The sequence below is a fragment of the Gluconobacter sp. OJA genome, from assembly GCF_039638325.1.
GTDB lineage: Bacteria > Pseudomonadota > Alphaproteobacteria > Acetobacterales > Acetobacteraceae > Gluconobacter > Gluconobacter cerinus.
In genome coordinates, this window is record NZ_JBDIWI010000002.1 from 668,249 (window position 1) to 691,120 (window position 22,872).

At 58.4% G+C, this 22,872-nt stretch carries 20 protein-coding genes; 7 read left to right on the forward strand and 13 right to left on the reverse strand.

The genetic code is table 11. The annotated features are described in order from the left end of the window. Positions 1 to 35 precede the first annotated feature (35 nt). The 7 genes from ABDK75_RS13505 to hrcA all read right to left on the reverse strand — a co-directional run bounded on the left by ABDK75_RS13505 (position 36) and on the right by hrcA (position 8,649). Positions 36 to 461 (reverse strand): biopolymer transporter ExbD, encoded by a 426-nt coding sequence (locus ABDK75_RS13505; protein ID WP_086633118.1) that lies wholly within the window; start codon positions 459 to 461, stop codon positions 36 to 38. 4 nt (positions 462 to 465) lie between these two features. Continuing rightward, complete coding sequence (locus ABDK75_RS13510) at positions 466 to 1,545, reverse strand: MotA/TolQ/ExbB proton channel family protein (protein ID WP_080951457.1); 1,080 nt, start codon at positions 1,543 to 1,545, stop codon at positions 466 to 468. Positions 1,546 to 1,686: 141 nt separating this feature from the next. Next, positions 1,687 to 2,352: an energy transducer TonB gene (locus ABDK75_RS13515; RefSeq protein WP_046900242.1), complete on the reverse strand. Its 666-nt coding sequence runs from the start codon at positions 2,350 to 2,352 to the stop codon at positions 1,687 to 1,689. A 397-nt stretch (positions 2,353 to 2,749) separates the two neighbouring features. Next, positions 2,750 to 3,881, reverse strand: a protein-coding gene (gene prfB / locus ABDK75_RS13520; RefSeq protein ID WP_099213300.1) for a peptide chain release factor 2 whose coding sequence is annotated in 2 segments (ribosomal slippage) — positions 2,750 to 3,811 and positions 3,813 to 3,881 — 1,131 coding nt in all. Because the reading frame shifts where the segments join, the coding sequence is not laid out codon by codon here. A gap of 40 nt (positions 3,882 to 3,921) precedes the next feature. After that, the gene (locus tag ABDK75_RS13525; RefSeq protein ID WP_346006130.1) at positions 3,922 to 6,540 is read right to left on the reverse strand and encodes a PBP1A family penicillin-binding protein; all 2,619 of its coding nucleotides are present in this window, start codon (positions 6,538 to 6,540) and stop codon (positions 3,922 to 3,924) included. Between the two features lie 85 nt (positions 6,541 to 6,625). Next, on the reverse strand, positions 6,626 to 7,516 hold the full coding sequence (locus ABDK75_RS13530; protein WP_086633116.1) for an aldo/keto reductase: 891 nt from the start codon (positions 7,514 to 7,516) through the stop codon (positions 6,626 to 6,628). A gap of 62 nt (positions 7,517 to 7,578) precedes the next feature. Further along, the gene (gene hrcA / locus ABDK75_RS13535) at positions 7,579 to 8,649 is read right to left on the reverse strand and encodes a heat-inducible transcriptional repressor HrcA (RefSeq protein WP_046900246.1); all 1,071 of its coding nucleotides are present in this window, start codon (positions 8,647 to 8,649) and stop codon (positions 7,579 to 7,581) included. Positions 8,650 to 8,732: 83 nt separating this feature from the next. Between hrcA and rph the strand changes: the two genes are divergently transcribed. Both rph and rdgB read left to right on the forward strand, forming a co-directional pair. Continuing rightward, entirely contained in the window at positions 8,733 to 9,443 is a 711-nt protein-coding gene (rph, locus tag ABDK75_RS13540; RefSeq protein WP_346006131.1) for a ribonuclease PH, read from the forward strand. Then, on the forward strand, positions 9,443 to 10,042 hold the full coding sequence (rdgB, locus tag ABDK75_RS13545; protein WP_086633114.1) for an RdgB/HAM1 family non-canonical purine NTP pyrophosphatase: 600 nt from the start codon (positions 9,443 to 9,445) through the stop codon (positions 10,040 to 10,042). Before rph ends, rdgB begins: the two co-directional genes overlap by 1 nt. On the opposite strand, the gene ABDK75_RS13550 is transcribed toward rdgB, so the two are convergent. From ABDK75_RS13550 to ABDK75_RS13560, 3 genes are all read right to left on the reverse strand, one after another. Further along, complete coding sequence (locus tag ABDK75_RS13550) at positions 10,020 to 10,481, reverse strand: hypothetical protein (protein WP_346006132.1); 462 nt, start codon at positions 10,479 to 10,481, stop codon at positions 10,020 to 10,022. The genes rdgB and ABDK75_RS13550 overlap by 23 nt on opposite strands. A 235-nt stretch (positions 10,482 to 10,716) precedes the next feature. After that, entirely contained in the window at positions 10,717 to 12,102 is a 1,386-nt protein-coding gene (locus ABDK75_RS13555) for an amidohydrolase family protein (RefSeq protein ID WP_086633157.1), read from the reverse strand. Positions 12,103 to 12,203: 101 nt separating this feature from the next. Beyond that, positions 12,204 to 14,042, reverse strand: a complete 1,839-nt coding sequence (locus ABDK75_RS13560; protein WP_346006133.1) for an ABC transporter ATP-binding protein — start codon at positions 14,040 to 14,042, stop codon at positions 12,204 to 12,206. A 122-nt stretch (positions 14,043 to 14,164) separates the two neighbouring features. Here ABDK75_RS13560 and nth point away from each other — a divergent pair, with 122 nt between their 5' ends. Beyond that, positions 14,165 to 14,845, forward strand: coding sequence for an endonuclease III (nth, locus tag ABDK75_RS13565; protein WP_346006134.1), 681 nt, complete (start codon positions 14,165 to 14,167; stop codon positions 14,843 to 14,845). A 6-nt stretch (positions 14,846 to 14,851) separates the two neighbouring features. On the opposite strand, the gene ABDK75_RS13570 is transcribed toward nth, so the two are convergent. The 3 genes from ABDK75_RS13570 to ABDK75_RS13580 form a co-directional block, all read right to left on the reverse strand. Further along, a complete protein-coding gene (locus ABDK75_RS13570) occupies positions 14,852 to 16,936 on the reverse strand; it encodes a ComEC/Rec2 family competence protein (protein WP_346006190.1) in 2,085 nt (694 codons plus the stop codon). 163 nt (positions 16,937 to 17,099) lie between these two features. Beyond that, the gene (locus tag ABDK75_RS13575) at positions 17,100 to 17,825 is read right to left on the reverse strand and encodes an NADPH-dependent F420 reductase (protein ID WP_211501481.1); all 726 of its coding nucleotides are present in this window, start codon (positions 17,823 to 17,825) and stop codon (positions 17,100 to 17,102) included. After that, entirely contained in the window at positions 17,822 to 18,409 is a 588-nt protein-coding gene (locus ABDK75_RS13580) for a cupin (protein ID WP_346006135.1), read from the reverse strand. The genes ABDK75_RS13575 and ABDK75_RS13580 overlap by 4 nt, the downstream gene beginning before the upstream one ends. Positions 18,410 to 18,609: 200 nt before the next feature. On the opposite strand from ABDK75_RS13580, the gene gltX reads away from it, so the two are divergent. From gltX to plsY, 4 genes are read left to right on the forward strand one after another with little or no spacing between them, the layout of a single operon-like run. Further along, the gene (gltX, locus tag ABDK75_RS13585; protein ID WP_346006136.1) at positions 18,610 to 20,013 is read left to right on the forward strand and encodes a glutamate--tRNA ligase; all 1,404 of its coding nucleotides are present in this window, start codon (positions 18,610 to 18,612) and stop codon (positions 20,011 to 20,013) included. Further along, positions 20,006 to 20,947, forward strand: coding sequence for an aspartate carbamoyltransferase catalytic subunit (locus tag ABDK75_RS13590; RefSeq protein ID WP_046900251.1), 942 nt, complete (start codon positions 20,006 to 20,008; stop codon positions 20,945 to 20,947). Before gltX ends, ABDK75_RS13590 begins: the two co-directional genes overlap by 8 nt. Beyond that, positions 20,944 to 22,218 carry a dihydroorotase gene (locus ABDK75_RS13595; RefSeq protein ID WP_346006137.1) on the forward strand — a complete coding sequence of 425 codons (1,275 nt, stop codon included), beginning with the start codon at positions 20,944 to 20,946 and terminating at the stop codon, positions 22,216 to 22,218. The genes ABDK75_RS13590 and ABDK75_RS13595 overlap by 4 nt, the downstream gene beginning before the upstream one ends. Continuing rightward, complete coding sequence (gene plsY, locus ABDK75_RS13600; protein ID WP_099213308.1) at positions 22,215 to 22,844, forward strand: glycerol-3-phosphate 1-O-acyltransferase PlsY; 630 nt, start codon at positions 22,215 to 22,217, stop codon at positions 22,842 to 22,844. The genes ABDK75_RS13595 and plsY overlap by 4 nt, the downstream gene beginning before the upstream one ends. Positions 22,845 to 22,872 lie beyond the last annotated feature (28 nt).

Consider the following 22,872-nt stretch of genomic DNA (forward strand, 5'->3'; position numbering starts at 1 on the left):
GCCGGACCGTTTTTCTATAACGGCCCGGCAGACCTTCAGTTCGTGTGGGGCTGCTCGGTGATGAAGTCCACGTGAGCGATACCAGCTTCCTGAGCTGTAGCGACCACCTGGCCAACTGCCAGATACTTGGCAGCACCGTCACCACGGATCTGGACCTGTGGCTGAGGCTTCTGCTTGGCCACCTCTACGAGGCGGTTCAGCAGATCCTGATGCGTAGGGACCAGGGTGGTGTTCCAGAAAACCTGGCCATTCGCAGTCACTGCCAGAACAACATTGTTTGGCTTCGTCTGGGTCGGCTGATTTGCATCAACCGGCAGCTTCAGCTTCACAGTATGCGTGGCGACTGGGATGGTGATCAAAAAGATGATCAGCAGCACCAGCATGACGTCGACGAGGGGGGTGGTGTTGATTGCCGACACCACCTCGTCGTCACCGCCGCCTCCTCCGACGTTCATTCCCATAGTATCAGACCCGCTGGCTGGTGGTGATGGTGGTCGGAGCTGACATGCCGCCGTCTTCCGGAGACACGCCGTGACGGAAGCCACCGATCAGGACAGACTGGACGTCTGCAGCGAAGTTGCGAACGCGATCCATGGCGCCCTTGTTACGGCGAACGAGCAGGTTGTAACCCAGAACGGCCGGAACAGCGGTTGCAAGACCAATCGCCGTCATGATGAGGGATTCACCCACTGGACCAGCAACCTTGTCGATGGACGCCTGACCTGCAATGCCGATGGCGGTCAGAGCGTGGTAAATACCCCAAACCGTACCGAACAGACCGACGAACGGAGAGGTGGAACCCACCGTACCGAGGAACGCGAGGCCGCCCTGAAGACGGGTGTTGATGGTGTCAACGGAGCGCCCGATGGACATTTCCGTCCAGGAGTGCAGGTCGATCGCATCACGCATGGAACCTTCGTGGTGCTCTGCAGCAACGATACCGGTTTCAGCAATGTAACGGAACGGAGAAGAAGCCTTCAGCGACGCAGCGCCAGCCTGAACGGACGGCTTCGTCCAGAATTCACGGGAAGCTTCCTTGGAGGCAGCGAACACACGGCCCTGCTCCAGGAACTTCATGACCATGATGATCCAGGTACCAGCGGACATGATAACCATGATGATCAGAACGCCACGAGCGATCACGTCACCATTGGCCCACAGAGCGCCAAGACCGTACGGGTTGCCCTGCGGAGCCGGAGCTTCAGGAGCGGCTGTTGCGCTTTCACCAGGAGTGGCAGCAGCAGCAGGCGTCTGGTCAGCAGGAGCAGCTGCATCACCGGCGGCAGGTGCCGGAGCGCCAGCATCATTCGGTGCAGAAGCAGCAGGTGCAGCAGACGGGTCCGAGGACGGAGCCGGCGGCACTGCCGACGGGTCGGCCGGAGCGGCAGCCGGAGCACTCTGATCAGCCGGTGCAGGCTGAGCGAAAGCGACGGCCGGTGCGATTGCACCCGAAGCCAGGGCCAGCGTCAGAGCCATGGCGCTGGCCCGGACGGCGCGCGCCTTCGTCGGAACGTCAAGAGCAGGAAGGCGGAACAGTCTGGTCATGAACTCCATATCCTCGTTAGAGATGCCCGTTTTAGGAGCTGTCTGGGGTGCCGGCCATATGGGGACCGGCCCTTTTCCTGAACCTCTCCGAACCACCTGATCCGAAGAGGCAATCTTATTGGACTACTGGCTGACGGACACTTAGTCGCCCATCGTGAAGTCAACGTGCAGAATGTGGTGATGCTCGGTAACCGGAGCGCCGTTAACGACGGCGGGCTGGTACCGGGCTCGACGAAGGAAGTCGAGCGCACTTTCCACAAACTCGTGACCACCGGTGGAGCTGACAATCGCGCAGTTTGCCGTGTGACCGTTCGGAAGAATGTCGCAGGAAGCCGTAACTTTACCTTCACGGTTCTCTTCCTGGGCTTCCTCCGGATACTCCGGCTTGGCGCCGTTGATCGGAGACGCGCCAGCTGTGTGATCAGGCACTGCCGGAGCTGGCGGACCCTGCGGGGGAGCCGGAACAGGCTCAGGTGCAGGCGTCGGGCTCGGCGGAACCGGATGCGGTGGCTTGGCGTGTGTGACCCGCTGGATCGCCTTGGGTGGCGGCGGAACACTGATCTTCGGCGGCGGAATATACGGCGGCGGCGGCTGTTCCATCTGCGGCGGCGGCGGAGGTGGTGGTGGCGGAGGCGGCTTAGGCTGCTCCTTGATCACTTCCGTCTTGATGGGCGGCTTTTCGTGGACGAGTTTGCCCACAGCACCGCTCATGAGCGCATAGATTACCGCGCCCATAGCCAGCACGGCCACGACGATCGCGACAATATAGTCCGTCGGCTTGCGCTGCTGTGCGGCGTAGCTCTTCATGTCGAAACCTTCTTACCCCTCACTGACACCGACAATGGATCCACACCTGTACGGTGCGAGATCTCGACCTTGTGTTTGCATCGAGTTCCCTCACCTCACGGACGTGTGATTCGTCTCATGTCGTGAGAACATACCCGATATGCTGATTGGGCAGCCTTCGGGCCATGGTGTCAAGCTGATTATTGCCTGTCCCGAAACGAAAAATTCTCATCTTTCGATCGTCTGGCGCCAATATTCGCAGGAGAGTGGGCGAAAAAGTACACTTTTCCGCTTTTTTTCTGCCTTCAGAAAATCAAATTTCCAAAAACTGTAACAGAATTATAACAAGAAGGCCGGGACAGCGTATTAATTACGCCGCCCCGGCCTTCCGGTTTCGTTTTAATGCGCCAGAGTACTCTTACTGGGCAGAAGCGCTGGCTTCAGATCGTGTTGCCCCAACGCGTTGCGCAAGAGAAGCAGACATGAAGTCGTCCAGGGCACCATCCAGAACAGCGTCCGGATTTCCCTTTTCCACGCCCGTCCGCAGATCCTTGACCAACTGATAGGGTGCCAGAACGTAGGAGCGGATCTGATGACCCCATCCGATATCCGTCTTGGCAGCTTCCGTCTGGGCAGCGGCAGCTTCGCGCTTCTGCAGTTCTGCTTCGTACATCCGGGCCTTCAGCATTTCCATCGCCTTGGCGCGGTTCCGGTGCTGTGAGCGGTCCGTCTGACAGGCGACAACGATGCCGGTCGGGATATGGGTAATACGAATGGCCGAATCGGTCTTGTTAACGTGCTGACCGCCTGCGCCTGAAGCACGGAAGGTATCCACACGCAGATCCGAATCGTTGATCTCCACTTCAATGGAATCATCGACCACCGGATACACCCAGACAGACGCGAAGGACGTTTGACGACGGGCAGCAGCATCGAAGGGCGAGATGCGGACGAGACGATGCACGCCAGCTTCCGTTTTCATCCAACCATAAGCGTTGAGGCCGCTGATCTGGATGGTGGCAGACTTGATGCCTGCCTGCTCGCCTTCACTGCTTTCAATGAAGGTCACCTTGTAGCCGTGCTGTTCTGCCCAACGGGTGTACATGCGCAGGATCATCTCGGCCCAATCCTGGGCTTCCGTTCCACCTGCACCGGCATTCACTTCGACGTAGCAGTCATTGCTGTCAGCTTCGCCGGACAACAGGCTTTCGATTTCGCGCTTGTGCACATCGGCTGCCAGCCCACGCAACGTCGCGATGGCTTCCTGCACCAGATCCGTGTCGTTCTCCATTTCTGCGAGCTCGACAAGTTCCAGCGTTCCTTCAACGTCCTGCTCGATCTGTTCAACGCCCTCGATCTGATTGGCGAGCATGGTTCGCTCGCGCATCAGCTTCTGGGCAGCGTCAGAATCATTCCAAAGGTCTGGGTCTTCCGCGCGGTGGTTCAGTTCCGCGAGGCGTGTTGTGGCGACATCCCAGTTAAAGATGCCTCCTCAGCAGTGCCACCGACTGCTTGATCTGTTCGGAGAGGGCTTCGGTCTCAGCCGACATTATAAATACTCCACTTATATATAAGGTGGTTTGGCTGCCCTCAGTACAGGCCGCCTACACCAATGTCACCATCCGATGCAGCAGGTTTCTGGGCCTGAGGCTTGGCATTCGGGGAAGACCCAACACTCGGCGCGCTGGTGTCTGTCATATCGCTCTCGGAATCCGAAATAACGGCATCCGCCCCGGTATCTGCCGCTGTCAGGGCTTCCGTACCAGCACCAAAGCCATGCAGAGCCACCGACGCACCCGGAACCTGATCAGCCTTGAAGCCGTCTGTCGCAGTGATACGGCCGGTGTTGTAGGACGCCAGCGTGATATCGGCCGGAACACGGAAATCCAGCTTCGGCCGGTTGGCGAGCGCCACCTTCATGATCTTGTTCCAGATCGGGCCGGCAATGCGGGCACCATCAGCGTTCCGCCCGAGCGTTTGTGGCGTATCGAAACCGACCCAGACGATCGTGACGATATCCGGCGAAAAGCCAGCAAACCAGGCATCATGGAAATCCTGACTGGTGCCGGTCTTGCCCGCGATGGGACGGTCGATCCCAGCCCCCGCCATGCGACCTGTGCCGTTCGCAATGACGTCTTTCAGCATGGCTACGATCTGATAGGAGCTGGCTTCACTGGCGAGCACGGGACGGCTGTCTGTAATGGAGGGAACCGAGATGCTCCCGGCAACCGGAGCTGCTGGCGGCGCAGGTGTTGCACCAACTTCAGGCGTGACTGGAGCAATCGTGGGGGATGAAGGATCGGCCGCCGGTGGAGCTGGGGGAGCCTGCAACGTTGTTCCCAACGCCAGACCTGGCGCACGCCAGATGATATTGCCCAGACGATCCTGAACGTCATCCACCAGTGTCGGCGACACTACATGACCGCCGTTTGCAATGGTTGCATAGGCTGCTGTTTCCTTGAGGACCGTTGTCTCGACGGCACCAAGAGCAGCAGGCAACACATGCGGCATTTCATCCACCAGCCCCGCCTTGATGGCAGTATCTGCAACAGCCTTCATGCCCAGATGGGCGGCCACCCGGATTGTCACGAGGTTCCGGCTTTCACGCAGGGCATCGTGCAGAGTGGTCGGGCCCCAGTTGTCGTGTTCGTAGTTCTTGGGGTGCCAGTCGCCGTAAGAGACAGGGGAGTCATCAAACTTCTCGGACGGAGAAATACCCTGCTCCATGGCCGCAAGATACACAAACGGCTTGAAGGAAGAGCCCGGCTGACGCAGAGCCTGCGTTGCGCGGTTGAACTGACTTTCGTGAAACGACCATCCACCCACCATCGCCAGAACACGGCCTGTATGGACGTCCATCGTCACGACAGCGCCTTCGACCTGCGGAATCTGACGCAGGGCAACGGAGCCACTTTCCTGCGGTTCAATCATGATGACATCCCCAGCACGAAGCGGGTGCATCCGACGTGCCCACGCGATGTCTGTTGCCAGAAGAGGACCCGTCTTCGCTTGGCCTTCTTCATTCCAGCCAACACGAGTTCCGCCAGGAAGAATGACGCCCAGACGCCACTCCCTTAGCATTCCGGCTGGACCTGAGACCTTATCGAGACTTTCTTCCCAGCCTTCTGCGTCAATGCCATCAAGATGGATGACCGGACCACGCCAACCTCCGCGGCTCCGATCGTAATCCATCAGACCTTCATGCAGCAGTTTCGTCGCTGATACCTGAAGGGGCTGATCCAGACTGGTATGAACTTCAAGACCGCCTTGAAGAGCGCGATCCTGACCATACAAGCTGATGAGCTGACGCCGGACCTCGGCCCCGAACCACTCTGAGTCCGGCAAAGGTCCAAACCGCTGTTTCTTCTGCGGGACCAGTGGCTCCTTCTTGTCTTCCTGAGCCTGCTCGCGGGAAATGACGCCGTTATCGGCCATCAGATCCAGAACAAGATTTCGGCGCATCAAGGCTGCGTCAGGATGAAGGAACGGATTGTAGTGTGTCGGTGACTTCGGAAGGGCCGCCAGTGACGCGGCTTCTGCATCATTCAGTTGGTCGAGAGGCTTGTTGAAATAGGTCTGGGCCGCGGCGGCGACACCAAAAGAGCCGTTCCCCAGATCCGCCCAGTTCAGATAGATCTCAAGAATCTTGTCCTTGGACAGCACCTGTTCCATTTTGACGGCAAGCAGGGCTTCCTTGATCTTACGATCAAGTGTGCGGGCATTGCTGTTAAGCAGCATCCCACGCGCAACCTGCTGCGTAATGGTGGACGCACCGACAGCACGGCGCCCATGGCGGGCAAAAACGTCTGTTACGCCTGCACGGGCAATGGCCATCACATCCACACCACCATGGGTGTAGAAATTGTGATCTTCCGTTGCGAGGAAGGCGCGCTTTACCCGATCCGGAATCGCTTCCAGCGGAACGAAAATACGCCGCTCATTGGCAAGCTGAGCCATCAGACGATCATCAGACGCATAGATGCGACTGACGGTCGGGGGCTGATAGGCTCTCAGGCTGTCCACACTTGGCAGATCAGCCACGAGTTTGGCGTAGGTGGTCCAACCCAAGATACCCGCACCCGCAACACCGACCAGCCCGACACCGGCGACGATGGCAAGAGACTGACGGAAACGGCGGAAACGGGGCCCGCGGGGCACACTGGCCCTGGGGTCCTGCGGATTACGGGAGCGAATGGAACGGCGCGTCATACAAACTGCATAGCACTGAAACGAGCCGTTCGTCGCCCCCACTGAAAAGGGTCATTTTGTGACAGTTTACGGCGGCTCGTGATCGTTATGATCCGGCGGCGGATTTCTTCCACACCTCTTCACCCTGCCGATTCAGAGTAGCAAACTCTTCATCGTTGAGATTCAAGGATGCTGCCCGAACATTAGAGGCCAGATGGGCTCTGCTTCCGGTCCCCGGAATGGGCAACATGACCGGTGATCTTTTCAGGAGCCACGCCAGAGCAATCTGCCCTGCATCTGCATGATGCCGATGCGCGATCTTGTCCATGTCCGTACCGGGCTTGGCCAGTTCTCCGGCAGCCAGAGGTGCCCAGGGAATGAAGCCGATGTTTTCCTTGGTACAGAAATCCAGAACATCTTCGGACTTACGGTCCACAAGATTGAAGCGGTTCTGAACCGTTGAGACCGGGAAGTATTTCTGCGCGAGCTTGATGTCCTTCACGCTCACTTCCGACAGCCCAACGTGTCGGATCAGGCCTTCTTCGCGGAACTTCGCAATTGCCTCGAACTGCTTCTCTGCCGGGCAGTCTGGTCCAATCCGATGCAACTGCCAGAGATCAATGTGCTCCACGCCCAGCCGTCGCATGGACATCAACACGCACTGCCTCAGATAGTCCGGGTTTCCGACTGGTTTCCAGATGTCTGGACCATGCCGTGTCAGGCCGCCCTTCGTCGCAATGACCATCTTTTTGTAAGGATAAAGCACTTCACGGATCAGATTTTCCGAGACGAACGGACCGTAGGAATCCGCTGTATCAATAAAATCCACCCCGAACTTCGGGAGGCTTTCAAGGGTTTGGACCACTTCTTCGTGGTCTGGAGGTTCATCCCAGATGCCCTTGCCGGTAATGCGCATCGCGCCAAACCCGAGGCGGTGGACCTTGAGATCACCACCAATGAGGAATGTACCGGATTTCTTTGCGTCAATCGTAGCCATGGACTCTTTCCTTTCCGATGGACGCAGGATTCAACAGCGCAAAGGCGGAAGGGTTGCAGTCACTATCCCAGCAGGCGCCCGACCATCCGGGCCGTGTAATCCACGACGGGTACAATTCGCCCGTAATTCAGGCGCGTTGGCCCGATGACGCCAATGGCGCCCACGATTTTCTGGGCTTCATTACGGGCTGGCGCGACGATCATGGACACGCCCGACATTCCAAACATTCCGCTCTCACTGCCGATATAGATTCGCACACCTTCCGAAGCGTCTGCCAGTTGCAGGAGCTGAAGCATGGTCTCCTGCGTTTCGAGGTGATCGAACAGCATACGGATCGTGGTCAGTCGTTCGATCTCGGTGATATCCGCCAGCAGCTTGCCCTGCCCCCGAACGAACAGCGTTCCGCCATCAGCGTCCCATGTGGCCAGACCACTTTCGATGACGCTGGCGGTCAAAGCATCAAGTTCGTGGCGGTTGACGTCCATTTCCTTGCTGACACGCTCTTTCAGAGTGCCAAGCGTCAGATCCCCCAGGTGGGCGTTAAGATAGTTCCCAGCCTCGACAAGGGCAGAATGCGGCAGTCCTGCCGGGGTTTCGATGATGCGATTTTCCACCTGGCCGTCTGAACTGACCAGCACCACGAGAACACGTCCCGGACCGAGCGCAACGAACTCAATATGTTTGAGCGTCGCGTCAGATTTAGGGGCCAGCACCAGACCTGCTGCGGATGACAGACCCGACAGCATGGACGATGCTTCCGCCAGGGTCTCCTGATAGGACCGGCCATGAATTTCCAGCCGGCTGTCGATACTGGCTCGGTCTTCGTCAGTCAGGGCACCGAATTGCAGAAGACCTTCAACGAAGAGTTTAACGCCCTTCTCGGTCGGCAGACGCCCTGCGGACACATGAGGACTGAACAACAGCCCGGCCCGGCCAAGATCTGCCATGACGTTACGGATGGTGGCGGGAGACAGAGACAGATTCAAGCGCTGCGCCAGAGTGCGACTGCCGATTGGCTCCCCTGTTTCAACGTATTCCTCAACGATTTCCCGCAGGATCGCAGCTTCCCGCTCTCCTAATCCGGAAGCAAAGGAGTTCGGCATACGGAAGAAGGAAGGGTCAGGTCTGATCATGGTAAAACTGTATGTCGGGGCTGGAAGGCTTCTCGTCAAACGCGGTAGAGGCAGGGCTCGGTTCTGAGAGAGGATTTTTTCGCATGACAAAGCGCCCATCCGGACGCGCCTGTGACGAAGGTCGCGCCATTTCCATTGAAACAGGCTTTGCCCGACATGCGGAAGGTTCAGCACTTATCCGGGTGGGTGGAACGGAAGTTCTGTGCACGGCGTCTCTCGAAAATCGTGTCCCGCCATTTTTGCGCAACAAGGGTCAGGGCTGGATTACGGCCGAGTATGGCATGCTTCCGCGCGCAACCCATCAGCGTGGCAACCGTGAAGCCTCCAAGGGCAAGCAGTCTGGCCGGACGCAGGAAATCCAGCGCCTGATTGCAAGATCCCTGCGAGCCTGTGTGAATCTGAAGAAGCTGGGAGAACAGACTATCACGCTGGACTGTGATGTCCTGAACGCTGATGGCGGGACACGCTGCGCTTCCATTACCGGCGCCTGGGTTGCTCTCTCCATGGCTCTGAAAAAAGCCAATCTGTCCTCAGTCATGACAGCCCAAATTGCGGCGGTCTCCTGCGGCCTGACCTCTGCTGGCGCCGTGCTGGACCTGGATTACGTTGAGGACAGTGCCGCTCAGGCCGACACGAACTTTGTTCTTACCGCAGAGGGTGGCATCGTCGAAATTCAGGGGACGGCGGAAACGTCCCCCTTTCAGGAAACCGAGTTTTTTGAACTGCTGCGTCTGGCCAAGCTGGGCACAGCCCCCCTCTTTAAAGCTCAGACTTCCGCACTGGAGACATTGTAATGCGCCGCCTGTCCCGTGGGTCAAAAATTGTTCTGGCAAGCCACAATGCCGGGAAACTGCGTGAATTCTCCAGCCTCCTTGCAGAAAGCGGCATCACTGTTGTGTCTGCAGGGGAGCTGAATCTGCCAGAACCGGATGAAACGGCAGACACATTTACGGGCAATGCTGAAATCAAGGCTTTGGCGGCGGCCCGTGCATCTGGTTTACCAGCCCTAGCGGATGATTCCGGCTTTTGCGTCTCGGCACTTGGCGGCCAGCCCGGCGTTTATTCGGCGCGATGGGGCGGCCCTGCAAAAGACATGACCGTTGCCATGGAGCGTGTGCATCGCGAAATGGGTGAAACGTCAGACCACGCAGCATCGTTTGTGGCGGCGCTCTGCCTGGCATGGCCAGACGGCGAAACACATTGCGTGGTTGGGGAATGCCATGGCCAGACAGTCTGGCCTCCCCGTGGGGATCATGGTCACGGCTATGACCCGATGTTTGCACCAGAAGGCGAAAGCCGGACCTTCGCAGAAATGGGCGAGCACGAGAAAAATGCGATCAGTCACCGTGGCCGCGCGCTCACCCTTTTCCTTACTGAATGTGTGGAAGACTGAACTCTACGTTCGGCGAACAGGAGAGCGGCGGACTCTCCTGTTCCAGGTGATAGGGCCCTTTTGAACAGACCTCCACAGACAGCATGCCCGTCTCCTTGCCCAGAACATTTTCGAGTTCCAGGTGAGCACGCCCCTCTGTCCAGCGGGCATCATCGCCTTCGCTCGACGCCCATCCCATACTTTCAGGAAATGTAAGATGTGATGTGAGGCGGTGAGCCCCTCTCACGGCGTAAAGAGTGATGTCCCGGATCAGGACCCCGCGCTCTTCGCTGGCGCAAGACTGACTGTGCCTGCGAGAGAGAAGCCAGAGTGATTTTATAGGGGTGGAAAGAATAAAAAGGGCATGGCTTCCCTGCCAGCGGGCTGGATGGATGAGATATCCATCATCACAAGCAAGGTGAAGGCCGGGATCATTTGTAAGGTAGTCAAAAGAGGACATGCGTTTTCCTGCCGTATGCAGTGATTTTATTGTCCATCATCGAGCACGCACTTTCCCGACCATGGACAGCTCCATGAAGCAGACTGCAGTCTCTCATCCACACTACATTCTCGCCCGCTTCATAGAAATATTATGTCATAAACAGATCTGGTAACAGTATAAAATCAGGTTTCTGCAGAGAAAAACGGCTCGATAGATACTCTGTCGAAATGATAAGCGTCAGGATGCACTCCCGTCAGAGCCCCTGGTGCCTAACAACAGGCCCGTGACTGACGAGAATACCCCGCTGCCACACCTGATCTACCTGATCGATATCCGCGATGCTTTGGTCTGGGGCGCCACGAACGATCAGAAGATCTGCCCGCTTCCCTGTTTTCAGAACACCGCGATCTTCAAGCTCAAGCAGTTCAGCGGCGTTCCCAGTCGCCAGATGAATGGCTTCAAGCGGTGTCAGGCCAGCTTCCACGGTCAAGGCAAGTTCGCGATGTTCTGCAAACCCCGGTAAACGCGTTGGAGCAGCCCCTGAGTCTGTTCCAAAACCCACTTTCACACCTGCCCGATAAAGCGTCAGAAGGTTCTTCTGATTAATCGCAAGCGCGGTGTGCGAAGCCGCGACAAGCGGCTTGGAAAGTGTCTGTTTACGCCAGTCTGCATCTGAGAGCTGAGCCATCAGGGCAGGATCGATGGCAGCCGCAACGAAAGGAACATTCAGAAGCTCCGGATGCTCTGCAAAAAGGTAATTCGCCTCGTCCAAGCCCAGAGTAGCGATATACCAAACACCATGAGCCTTTACGGCGTCGATCAGAGCCTGATCAACCGGCTGATCCCGCACACCATGCGCGAGGATATTGGCCCCAGCATCCACGACAGCTTTGGCAATATCCAGATCATGAATATGGACCGCCACGCGCGTATTGTGCTGATGGGCTTCGTCTATGACCGCCCGGTAAATGTCAGGAGACATCTTTGGAAGCGTCTTGCCATTCGGCACACCGTTCCGGAAATCATCCACCCAGAGTTTCACGAGATCCGTATGTTCCGCGACCATACGGTCTACGTCCTGACGCGCCTCCTGCGGCGTGGTCGGACGATAAACCTGATCCGGGCCTAACCCTTTGACCATGGCCGATGGCGGTGCACCATTGGGAGCACCAATGCCCTGATCGACGCCAAACAGATCCGCGCCTGGATTTTTACCCGCATGCTGCTCCCGCCGCAGATCATCGAAGAGCGGCGATCGGTTCAGGCCCAGCGCCGTAACGGTAAGGACGCCGTAATCACTGTACTGTTTCAGAGCCGCCAGAATGTTGGCTCGGGTATAGTTCTCGTTGCTGCCAGACGTTCCCTTGATAATACCGACATGGCTGTGGTCGCTGATCAGAGCGGGCAACAGAGTTTTGCCACTGAGATCGACATGTTCGGCTCCTGATGGGGCCGGATCACCGATAGAGACAATTCGCCCATCGTTAATGACGACTGTAACGTTTTCACGGACAGGGTCTCCTGTTCCATCGATCAGGCGGGCATGATCGAATGCTACAGGTTCTGCCTGCGCGGTGCAGGCCATCAACGTCGCCGGAGCGGCCAGCAAAAGCCCAGCGAAAGCAGAACGAAGTGTCATGATGGAATTTCCCCTCAGCAGCATTCAGGCTGAGGGGAAACGTTCTGTCATGCAGAAAAGACCAATACAGTCTCGCGATTGTGAAAAGACCCGAGGAACTTTTAGCCTTCGAGAGACTGAAGCTCGAACAGGCGCCGGTAAATACCGCCCTCCTGAGCTACCAACTCGGCATGAGTGCCATCTTCCTTCAACTCACCCCGACTGAAGACAAGAATCCGATCCAGCTCCATCACCGTGGAAAGGCGATGGGCCACCACGATGACGGTGCGGTTCTGCATCAGGCGGCGCATTGCCTCCTGCACCAGGGATTCAGATTCTGAATCCAGACTGGATGTTGCTTCATCGAAAATAAGGATGGGTGCATCTGCGAGGAATGCCCGGGCAATCGCGACACGCTGACGCTCACCGCCCGAGAGCTTGACCCCGCGTTCACCGACCATCGTGTTGTAGCCTTCCGGCAGACGCTCAATAAAGGCTGCTGCGTTGGCCTGACGCGCTGCTTCCTTGATGTCTTCGATGGATGCAGCAGGCCGGGCATAGGCGATATTCTCGGCCAGTGTGCGGTGAAACAGCACTGGTTCCTGTGGAACAATGGCAATGTGCGACCGCAGCGAATCCTGCGTGACATGCGCGATATCCTGACCATCAACCGTGATGCGCCCAGTGTTCACATCATACAGGCGTTGCAGAAGCTTCGTGAGGGTCGTCTTTCCAGAGCCACTCGGCCCCACGAGGGCCACACGTGATCCCGGCGCGATATCGATTGTGAGGTCCTGATAAAGAGGTTTGTCCTGGCCCGGATACTGGAAGGTCACGTGCTCGAAGTGGACTTCGCCCTTCGTAAACCGTGCAGGCTGGGCATCTGGTGCATCCTGAATAGCCGAATCCCGGCGGAAGATGGCGATCAGCTCTTCCATCTCATTGACGGAACGCTGCACCTGACTGACCTGCTGACCCAGGTCTCGAAGATATCCCTGCACGAGAAACATCATTGTCAGAACGTAAGCGACGTCACCCGGACCGGCCTTGCCCTGCCACCACAGCATGACGGCAAGCCCGATCATGAGCATCCGCATCACGAGAGAGGCCAGCGCCTGAATATTGGCGCTATTGGTGCCGCGCAGCCATGTCCTCAGGGTACGTCCGCGCCAGCCTTCGACGATGGTGTCCAGCCGCTGCTCTTCCCGCTTTTCAGAGCCGAATGCTTTGACAACCGGATTGCAGGTGACGGAATCCGCGATAGCTGCACCCATTTTCGTGTCCCATTCATTGGATGCACGGGCACTGGGCGCAACATAACGAAGCGTCAGGATAATTGAGAGCCAGGCAAACAGCACGACCGAAACCGCAAGGACCGATCCCATCAGGGGAGAACGGAACATGAGGACGGCCGTAGTGCCACCGAGCACCAGAACCTCTGGCCCGATCATCAGCAGTAAGGTGTCGTCCAGTGTGTCGATAGCCCACATGCCTCGGGTCAGGCGGCGAACCGTCGATCCGGCAAAGGTATTGGCGTGCCAGTCGGTTGAGAATCGCTGCACGCGGGCAAAGGCCTGATTGAGGACCTTGTGCATGATTGCCAGCGTCAGATGTGAAATCCCGACAAAAGACGACCGACGACCGAACAGCCCAATCAAGCCAAGCGCAATCAATCCTCCCACCATAAGGAACGCATCATTACGCAGGCTCAGAAGCTCATCGGTTTTCGGGATGTTTGGCCCGGCAGCGTGTTTGGAAATATCCGAGACAAGGCGACCAGCCAGAATCGGTGTGACGACGTCTGCCAGTGTGGCGAGCGCCACACCAGAGAGTGTCCAGGCCAGCAGCGCTGGATGTGCCAGCCAGCGGCGGCAGACAAAGGACAGGACTTCTGTAAAGGAAACGTCGATTTTCCGGCCTTCCTGTTTCTGGCCGGTGAGTTGCGTAGAAGTATCGGACACGAAGAGCTCCGCCGTCTTGTCCCTCTAAGGACAACGGCCTGATGGCATGAAATTTTCAGATGTTTCGCGTATCTTGCCGGACAGTCCGGATCAGACGCAACAGCCCGCGCGGAGTTTCAGCCATGACAGACGCCCCCAGACCCATGAGCAAGGCCGCGGCCAAGGCTTTCATTACTGCTCTGGCCGAAGCCAACCCGGATGCGGAAAGCGAGCTGATCTTCCGCAATACGTTCGAGCTTCTGGTGAGTGTGGTTCTCTCGGCTCAGGCGACGGACAAGTCAGTCAACAAGGCGACCAAGGGGCTGTTTGAACACGCGCCCGATCCGGAAAGCATGGCGGAACTCGGGGAATCCGGGATCGCGCAATATATCAAGACGATCGGCTTATGGCGTGCGAAGGCGCATAACGTGGCCCTGCTGTGCGAGCAGCTTCTGGAACGACATGGCGGGGAAGTCCCCGCTGACCGCAAGTCTCTTGAGGCGCTGGCTGGTGTCGGACGGAAGACGGCCAACGTGGTGATGAATGTCGCGTTTGGCGCCGATACCATGGCGGTTGATACGCATATTTTTCGCATCGGGAACCGGACCGGGCTGGCTCCGGGGAAAACAACCCGGCAGGTTGAGGATGGTCTGGTGGCGCGCATCCCCAAAGACATGCTGCGGCCAGCCCATCACTGGCTGATCCTGCATGGGCGTTATGTTTGTAAGGCCCGGGCGCCTGAATGCTGGCGCTGCCCGGCGACACAATGGTGTCTGTATCCGGACAAGCGTCTCACGCCACCCCGCACAAAAGAAGCTGCCTGATCGAAGCTACTCTGCCTCAGCCAAGGGCAGATTGGGCATTCCGTGGGAGCCTATGGCAGGAACCCAGGGACGACTCCCACGCCAGCTCCGGTCCGAGACAAGCTCTGGACCGCCTCGATGGAGAAAGACCGCATAGGCGCCGTTTCTCCAGACCGAAAAACGGTCAATAAACGGAACTCCGGGACAGGCATTCCGGGCCGGAGATGCACTCACGAACAGGCTAATTCCCTGACAGTCCTGCGCAGACGGCAAACGAACACCATCCAGGCTATCTTTAGCCCGCAGCAGCACCGTCTGGCCTTTGAGTGAGACACGGCAGAGACCCGTCATGCAGTCTGGTGGCAGGGAGCCTGTTGGCAGAGCCAGCGCCCGTTCCCAGTCCTGAAGTGCCAGGTTTTCGAGACTGCCATGAGGACCAACCATCAGAACGCCGCCGCCCCTCAAGGCAAGCAACCCTGCATCAGCGGAAACCAGAACGTCCGGATGAGGCGCCAGCCAGATGGAGAGAATTCCCACACCAATAGGCCCAAATCCAGCGAGGCGAGGCCACCCCTTCCAGAGGCACAACCAGCACAGCCCGAGAAGCAAGGCAGCAAGCCCCCAGCCTGGCATGGCTGGAACAGGTTCGTAAGCAAACGGGAACATCGCAACTGTGTGCGCGATGACCTGAATAATCCGGATGCCCCACCCCATGACGATGAGCGGAAGACCCGCGGCATGTAATGGCATCAGGAGCAGGGACAGGAGACCTGCGGGCATGATCCAGACGGCGGCCAAAGGAACGGCCAGCATGTTGGCGAGCACGAACCACGGCTGGAAGATGCCAAAATGCGCCATGCTGACCGGCAGGGTCGCTAACCCCGCAAGAAGGCTGGTGAGGGACAAGGCAACCAGATGGGACAGGATGACGCGCACTGCCCCACCTTCACCTCGAAGTCGTGCAAGCGGTTCACGCAGAACTTCATACCCGGCGATCAGCCCCATCACGGCGGCAAAAGACATCTGAAAAGAAACGTCCAGAACAGAAACCGGAGAAACCAGCAGGATAACGAGCGCAATCAGGGCAAGTGATCGTATGGACAGTGCGCGCCGCCCTGTAACAAGAGCCAGCGTGACCAGTGTCGCCATACCCAGTGCGCGGACGCTGGGCAGATGTGCCCCGGTCAACAGGACATATCCGATACCAGCAAAAAATCCTGAAACTGCTGCGATTTCTCGACAGGGCCAATACAGAGCCAGACGCTCGAAGGCGGTCAGAAACGCGCGAACAGAAACCGTGACGACAGCCATGACCAACCCAAGATGCAGCCCGGCGACCGCCAGAAGATGCGCCAGCCCGGAGGCAGCGAATTCCTGACGGGTGGAAGCATCAATCCCGCCCGCCTCTCCTGCGAGCAGCGTCGCGGCGATGGCGCCGGTCTGGCCGGGGAGCACGCTTTCGATGCGCGCTTCTATGGCTTCTCTCAGTCCCTCCAGGCCTGCCGTCGCGTTTGCACTATCCATGTGCTGGAGTGTGCCCAAAGCATACCCACTTCCTGCTGAGCCAGAGAACCAGGCTTCCCGTTGCAGATCGCGACCGCCCGGCCATGACGGAGCCGAAGGAGACCGCAACATTGCTCTGATCTGGACGGTACTGCCCGGTAATGCGGATGCCGGATCATCATCACGGAGTTTCAAACGCAACGTACGTTTGAGAGGCGCCATTCCTGCGTCGACGGGCGTATCGAACGTCGCGTGCGCCAGAACAATCCGTCTCCCGCCTTCATCGCTGCCTGGCCTGGGAGGCAGTGTCTCTAGCGCGATAACCTGCCCTGTTACGACAGAAGCTCGCGTTGGCAGAGACGGCATGGGCGGTTGTCGGCGTGTCTGCCATGAGGCGTCCAGAAAGCCGATTAGAAGTCCTGAAATTACCAGGAATAGAAACAGTAAGGTTGGACGCTTTCGCCAGAACCAGACGGCCACCGTTACGCAGCCCGAAATACCGGATGCAGGCCAAAGAGGAGGTTCGAAGCGGAGTGTCAGATACGTGAGGGCCCCCAATGCAACCGCGACAGGGAGCCAGCAGAACAGCCGGCGCCCCTGCTCTGCCAAGATCCTCTCAATCAGCGACGGGCGGAAGCCACCACTGACTGGCGCGTCCAGAGAGGTGTCAAACTCATCAAGCAACAGAGTATCGGCAGGAGATATCGGACGGGTCACGGGCAGAGCGTAACGGATTTTAGTCCATCACGCTCTGCCGTAATTCCGGTGCCCGTCAGTTATGAAGGTGCAGCGCGCTTCTGAGACCCGCAGCGTCCCGTTCCAGCTCGAAACCCGCGCTTCCTGGCTGGAAGAGCCGAGCACTGGCGAGCCCGCCCGTCACGACAGGGTCGAAACCCGCGGCCTCAACCAGATCCTTGACCTTGAGCACCGCCGCTGTGTCATCACCCGCGATTGGTACGGCGAGACGTGGGTCTGGCCGGTGTGCTTCGGCACGCAGGCTGGTCATGTCGATGGAATTGAAAACCCGTACGACATGCGCAGAGGGAAAATATCGCTGCGTGGTGATGCCTGCGCCATCTCTGAGAGCAACATCAGCAATCCATCCGTCGCGGCCCACATAGGGATTGGCAGGATCAATTATAACCTTGTCGGTCAATGTCCGGTTCAGATCGCGCCCAAGAGCAGGTATCGCGCCATACGGCACGGCAAGCACCACGACTTTGCCGAAAGCAGCAGCCTGAAGGGGCGTGCCGGCAGACGCCAGTGGCCCGAGCGTCTGCGCCAGAGCTTGGGCGTCCGCTATATTACGGGCGGAAAGCATAACACAGTAACCCGCCTGTACCCACAGGGCTGCCAACGTTCTGCCAACCTGCCCGGAACCAATAATACCGATTCTTGGGAGTTCACGCTTCGATTCGGCCATTGCTGCGCTGCCAACGGCAGCCAGTCCGGCAACAGCGGCAAGGAAAGGGCGTCTGCGGAGAGGAAAATTCTTCATGAAGGGTGCCATTCTCGGGACAGAGAACCGCCCTTACCCTGGACGGGGTCGATCGAAGGGAAAGTGAGCGCGTTGATCCGAGCCAGTTGCTCCGCAGATGGCGCGCTCCGCAGAATGTCGAAAGACTGGCTCGGCGGATAAGCCCCGATGACTGTGAAATCGTCTGTGGAGCCCACGTTACAGTGACCAGTTCCTGCCGGGAGCAATACAACATCGCCACCGCGAACTTCGACTTCCCGCCCTTCAGGGCCGCCAAGAATCAATCGGGCAGAACCGTTAGAGAACCCCAGAACCTCATGGCCCAGACTGTGATAGTGATGGAAGGAATAAACCCCGTTCCGCCACCGCGCCGGCCACCCGTTCTGACCGAACAGGTGTTCATAGACATCTTCACGGCCCACGCCGCTCTCGAGCACATTCCGATAGAGAATGACGGGTAGATGCTCGTTGTTGGGCACCCATCCATTGGAGCGGAGCATGAAGGTCTCAACCCGTGCGGAAGACGCAGCGGCCTTCCGGATGCGGCCACTCCCCAGAGTCAGCCCGACCCCCGTCAGCATGGCGTTGAAATCTCGCCTGTCCATGATCACCCCCAGTGGAAATACTGAAGACAGGATAGGGAACGTATCGTTGGTGCAGGAAATCACACACGCTTGAAAAACCGGGTTTTTCTTCATGTAACGGCCTTGTGACACTCAAAGGCAACACATTGCAAAAGAGTGACACACTTTATGGTCGAACGATGCGGATGGCCCGTGCCGCATGACCATGATATGAGAGCCGCATGACCATCCGTACGCGCTTTGCACCCTCCCCTACGGGCCTGCTGCATGTTGGTAATGCCAGGGCTGCTCTGTTCAATTTCCTCTTCGCACGCCATCACGGTGGCGAATTCCTGTTGCGGATTGAGGACACTGACAAGGAACGTTCCACGCAACGTGCGGTGGACGTCATCTTTGACGGCCTTGCCTGGATGGGAATTACGGCCGATGCCGAGCCCGTTTTCCAGTCAGCCCGTCAGGACCGCCATACGGAAGTCGCTCTTGAGCTTCTGGCCAAAGGCGAAGCCTACAAGTGCTATTGCACGCCAGAAGAACTGACGGCCATGCGCGAGAAGGCCATGGCCGAGAAGCGTCCGCCCCGTTACGACGGCACCTGGCGTGACCGTGATCCGTCCGAAGCGCCGGAAGGTGCGCCTTATGTGATTCGCCTGAAGGCACCGCGTGAGGGCGAGACCGTCATCAAGGATCTGGTACAGGGCGAAGTCCGCGTTGCGAACGTGGAAATGGACGACCTGATCATCCTGCGTTCCGACGGTACGCCGACCTACCTGCACGCCGTGGTCTGTGATGACCATGACATGGAGATCACCCATGTCATGCGCGGTGATGACCATCTGACGAACACCTTCCGTCAAGCCATGATCTATCGCGCGATGGGCTGGGATCTGCCGCACTTCGCTCACCTGCCGCTCATTCATGGACCGGATGGCGCCAAGCTGTCCAAGCGTCACGGCGCGCAGTCCGTCGTGGACTTCCGCGAGGAAGGGTATCTGCCGGAAGCCTTGTGCAACTACCTGCTGCGTCTGGGCTGGGGCCATGGTGATGCTGAGGTTCTGTCCCGTGAAGAGCAGATCAAGCTGTTCGATCTGGATGGCGTCGGTCGTTCCCCGTCCCGTATGGATTATGTGAAGCTGGCACATCTCAACGGCGTCTGGATGCGTCAGGCTGACGATGAGCGTCTCACAAACGATGTTCTGGAGCGTCTGCAAGGCCGTGAAGGCGTTGTTGCTGATGACCGCACGCGTGCCCGTGTTTTGGCCATGATGTCCGGCCTCAAGGAACGCGCCAAGACGCTGGTCGAGCTAACGGATAACGCAGCCTTCGCAGGCTTCACACTTCCGCTGACCTTTACGCCCAAGGCTGAGAAGTTGCTGGACGAGAACGGTCGCAAGGTTCTTGAAGGCGTCGGGCATGATCTGGCAGCTCTGCCAGACTTCACGGCTGAAGCTATCGATGGTGCCCTTCGCGCCTATGCAGAGAAAAACGATCTGAAGCTCGGCTCCGTTGCCCAACCGCTACGTGCTGCCATGACCGGATCCACCACATCTCCGGGCATCGACCTGACGCTGGCCGCTCTCGGCCGTGACGAGGTTCTGGCCCGTATTGCGAGTGTGCTCAGTGCCTGAGCGGCCATCCGTCCCCCGGCATCTGCTGGGAATCGAGGGGCTAACAGCGGGGCAAATTGCTCCGTTCCTCGATCTGGCGGAGAGCTATGCACTCCTGAGCCGTTCCCGTTCCGCACCACGTGATGCGTTGCGGGGCCGGACAGTCATCAATCTGTTCTTCGAGGACAGCACCCGAACCCGCACCAGTTTCGAACTGGCAGGCAAACGCCTTGGCGCAGACGTCATAAACATGACGGTCGCGACCAGTTCGGTAAACAAGGGTGAAACACTGCTGGATACGGCATCCACGCTGAATGCCATGCGCTGCGATCTTCTGGTCGTGCGTCATGGCCAGTCCGGTGCACCGGCCCTGCTGTCACAGAAGGTCGAAGCCAGCGTGGTGAATGCTGGCGATGGCACGCATGAACATCCAACTCAGGCTTTATTGGATGCTCTGACCATTCGTCGTCATTTCGGGCGGCTGGAAGGTCTGACCATTGCGATCTGCGGAGATGTGGGTCACAGCCGGGTCGCGCGATCCAATATCCATCTCCTGACCGCAATGGGAAATACGATCCGCCTGGTTGGACCGCCAACGCTTTTACCGTCCGCCATGGCAGAGCTTGGGAACGTCACGCTGTATTCGGACATGGACGAGGCCCTGAAGGGCGCAGACGTCGTCATGTCTCTGCGGCTTCAGAAAGAGCGCATGGGCGCCGGTCTTGTACCCAGTTCGCGCGAATATTTCCGTTTTTTCGGTCTGGATAGCCGTCGTCTGGCACTGGCTAACCCAGGCGCGTTGGTCATGCATCCCGGCCCCATGAACCGTGGCGTCGAGATTGCGTCCGATGTTGCGGATTCAGACCAGAGCGTGATTGCAGAACAGGTGGAAATGGGTGTGGCGGTGCGTATGGCCGTTCTTGATCGCCTGTCACGCGCACGGATGCCCTCATGACGATTACTGTTTTTGAAAATGTCCGTCTGGTCGATCCAGCATATGGCCGAGATGGCATCGGACGCCTGACGGTTGAAGACGGCTGCATCGCCGCTATCGACACCCCCGAGACGCCAGAAGGCGCGCGCGTGATTGATGGTCAGGGTGCAGTTCTGTGCCCTGGGCTTGTGGATATGCGTGTTGCCTTGGGTGAACCAGGCTTCGAATATCGTGAAAGCGTCAAGTCAGGTGCACGGGCTGCCGTAGCGGGTGGAATTACCACCATGGCCGTTCTGCCCAACACGTCTCCGGCAATCGACAATCCGGCTCTGGTGCATCTTCTGAAGGTGCGCGGCGAAGAGACGGGTATGGTCTCCATTCACCCTTATGGCGCGCTGACGCGTGGCTGCGAGGGCGGAGACATGGCGGAGCTGGGTCTGTTGCAGGATGCAGGCGCCGTGGCGTTCACCGATGGCACGCGTGCCATCACAGACGCCAAGCAGATGCGCAATCTGCTGTCCTATTCCCGCTTCCTTGACGCGCTGGTTGTGCAGCATCCAGAAGAGCCTTCACTCGCCAAAGGCGCCTGCGCGACCGCCAGTGCGCTGGCAGTCCGACTAGGTCTGCCGCAGGTTCCTGCCGCTGCTGAGGCGATCATGATTGCCCGCGATCTTCGTTTGGCGGAGATGACTGGAGCGAGACTGCATTTCGCGCACGTCTCTACCGCCGAAGGGCTAGATCTGATCCGGACAGCCAAAACACATGGTATCAAAGTAACATGTGACACAGCGCCCCCTTATTTCGCCATGACGGAAGAAGACATTGGGGACTTCCGTACCTACGCGAAATTCTCCCCACCGCTCCGTGCGGAATCAGACAGAGCAGCGGTTTGTGCGGCCCTTGCTGATGGTACGATTGATGCCGTGGCATCTGATCACGCCCCGGCAGATGCGGACGACAAACGTCTTCCGTTCGCGCAGGCGCGTGCAGGTGGGACAGGTCTTGTCACGCTTCTGGGTGTGACACTGGGCGCAGGGCTGCCTCTGATGGATGCCCTGCGTCTTGTCACCTGTGCTCCCGCCGCTCTTCTGGGCATTTCGGCGGGAACACTGGCAATTGGTCAGGATGCCGATCTCTGCCTGTTCGACCCTGATGCTGTTTGGGAAGTGACGGCTGGCGAACTGCCGGGCCGGGCCCAAAATACGCCGTTTGATGGTCAGAAGCTGACAGGACGGGTCCTGCGGACCTTCCGACGAGGCCGCGAGGTCTTCACGGCTAAGGGCTTGGCATGACGCTGTCACATCCCAACCTGCTGCTTGTCGCCACAATCGCGTATGTTATCGGGAGCATCCCGTTCGGGCTGATTTTAACGGCTCTCGGCGGCGGCGGAGACATTCGCCAGATTGGTTCCGGCAATATCGGCGCCACCAATGTCCTTCGTACCGGTCGCAAGGGCTTGGCCGCCGCCACCCTTCTTCTGGATGCTCTCAAAGGGGCGCTGGCAGTCTTTCTGGCGCTTCGGTTCGGTGGTGGCCCGCCGTCACTCGCCATGGCCGTAGCGGCAGTCTCGGTGGTGGTCGGTCACTGTTTCCCCGTTTGGCTGGGATTCAGGGGCGGCAAGGGCGTTGCCACGGGACTCGGGACAATCTGGGTTTTGTGTTGGCCTGTTGGTGTGGCGTGCTGCGTGGTCTGGCTCGCCGTAGCTCGGATAAGCCGGATTTCGTCGGCTGGAGCGCTTTCAGCATTTCTTGTTGCACCGATTTTGATGGTTGTCGTGTTGGGCCGGGGTGCCAGTTCTCCCATTCCTGTCGCGACTTTTCTCATCGCCCTCCTGATTTGGGTGCGACACTATAGCAATATAGTCCGTCTGCTGACCGGCAACGAACCTCGGGTGAACGCCAAGACAAAATCATCCTGATTTTAAGCAACCGTTAATGAAATTCGGA

Excerpts from the sequence above, each read along its gene's own strand:
- nth (WP_346006134.1), top strand. The coding sequence starts at position 14,165 with ATGACAGACGCCCCCAGACCCATGAGCAAGGCCGCGGCCAAGGCTTTC.
- ABDK75_RS13515 (WP_046900242.1), bottom strand. The coding sequence starts at position 2,352 with ATGAAGAGCTACGCCGCACAGCAGCGCAAGCCGACGGACTATATTGTC.
- ABDK75_RS13505 (WP_086633118.1), bottom strand. The coding sequence starts at position 461 with ATGGGAATGAACGTCGGAGGAGGCGGCGGTGACGACGAGGTGGTGTCG.
- ABDK75_RS13510 (WP_080951457.1), bottom strand. The coding sequence starts at position 1,545 with ATGACCAGACTGTTCCGCCTTCCTGCTCTTGACGTTCCGACGAAGGCG.
- hrcA (WP_046900246.1), bottom strand. The coding sequence starts at position 8,649 with ATGATCAGACCTGACCCTTCCTTCTTCCGTATGCCGAACTCCTTTGCT.
- ABDK75_RS13575 (WP_211501481.1), bottom strand. The coding sequence starts at position 17,825 with ATGAAGAATTTTCCTCTCCGCAGACGCCCTTTCCTTGCCGCTGTTGCC.
- rph (WP_346006131.1), top strand. The coding sequence starts at position 8,733 with ATGACAAAGCGCCCATCCGGACGCGCCTGTGACGAAGGTCGCGCCATT.
- ABDK75_RS13550 (WP_346006132.1), bottom strand. The coding sequence starts at position 10,481 with ATGTCCTCTTTTGACTACCTTACAAATGATCCCGGCCTTCACCTTGCT.
- ABDK75_RS13555 (WP_086633157.1), bottom strand. The coding sequence starts at position 12,102 with ATGACACTTCGTTCTGCTTTCGCTGGGCTTTTGCTGGCCGCTCCGGCG.
- plsY (WP_099213308.1), top strand. The coding sequence starts at position 22,215 with ATGACGCTGTCACATCCCAACCTGCTGCTTGTCGCCACAATCGCGTAT.
- ABDK75_RS13525 (WP_346006130.1), bottom strand. The coding sequence starts at position 6,540 with ATGACGCGCCGTTCCATTCGCTCCCGTAATCCGCAGGACCCCAGGGCC.
- rdgB (WP_086633114.1), top strand. The coding sequence starts at position 9,443 with ATGCGCCGCCTGTCCCGTGGGTCAAAAATTGTTCTGGCAAGCCACAAT.
- ABDK75_RS13580 (WP_346006135.1), bottom strand. The coding sequence starts at position 18,409 with ATGGACAGGCGAGATTTCAACGCCATGCTGACGGGGGTCGGGCTGACT.
- ABDK75_RS13530 (WP_086633116.1), bottom strand. The coding sequence starts at position 7,516 with ATGGCTACGATTGACGCAAAGAAATCCGGTACATTCCTCATTGGTGGT.
- gltX (WP_346006136.1), top strand. The coding sequence starts at position 18,610 with ATGACCATCCGTACGCGCTTTGCACCCTCCCCTACGGGCCTGCTGCAT.
- ABDK75_RS13595 (WP_346006137.1), top strand. The coding sequence starts at position 20,944 with ATGACGATTACTGTTTTTGAAAATGTCCGTCTGGTCGATCCAGCATAT.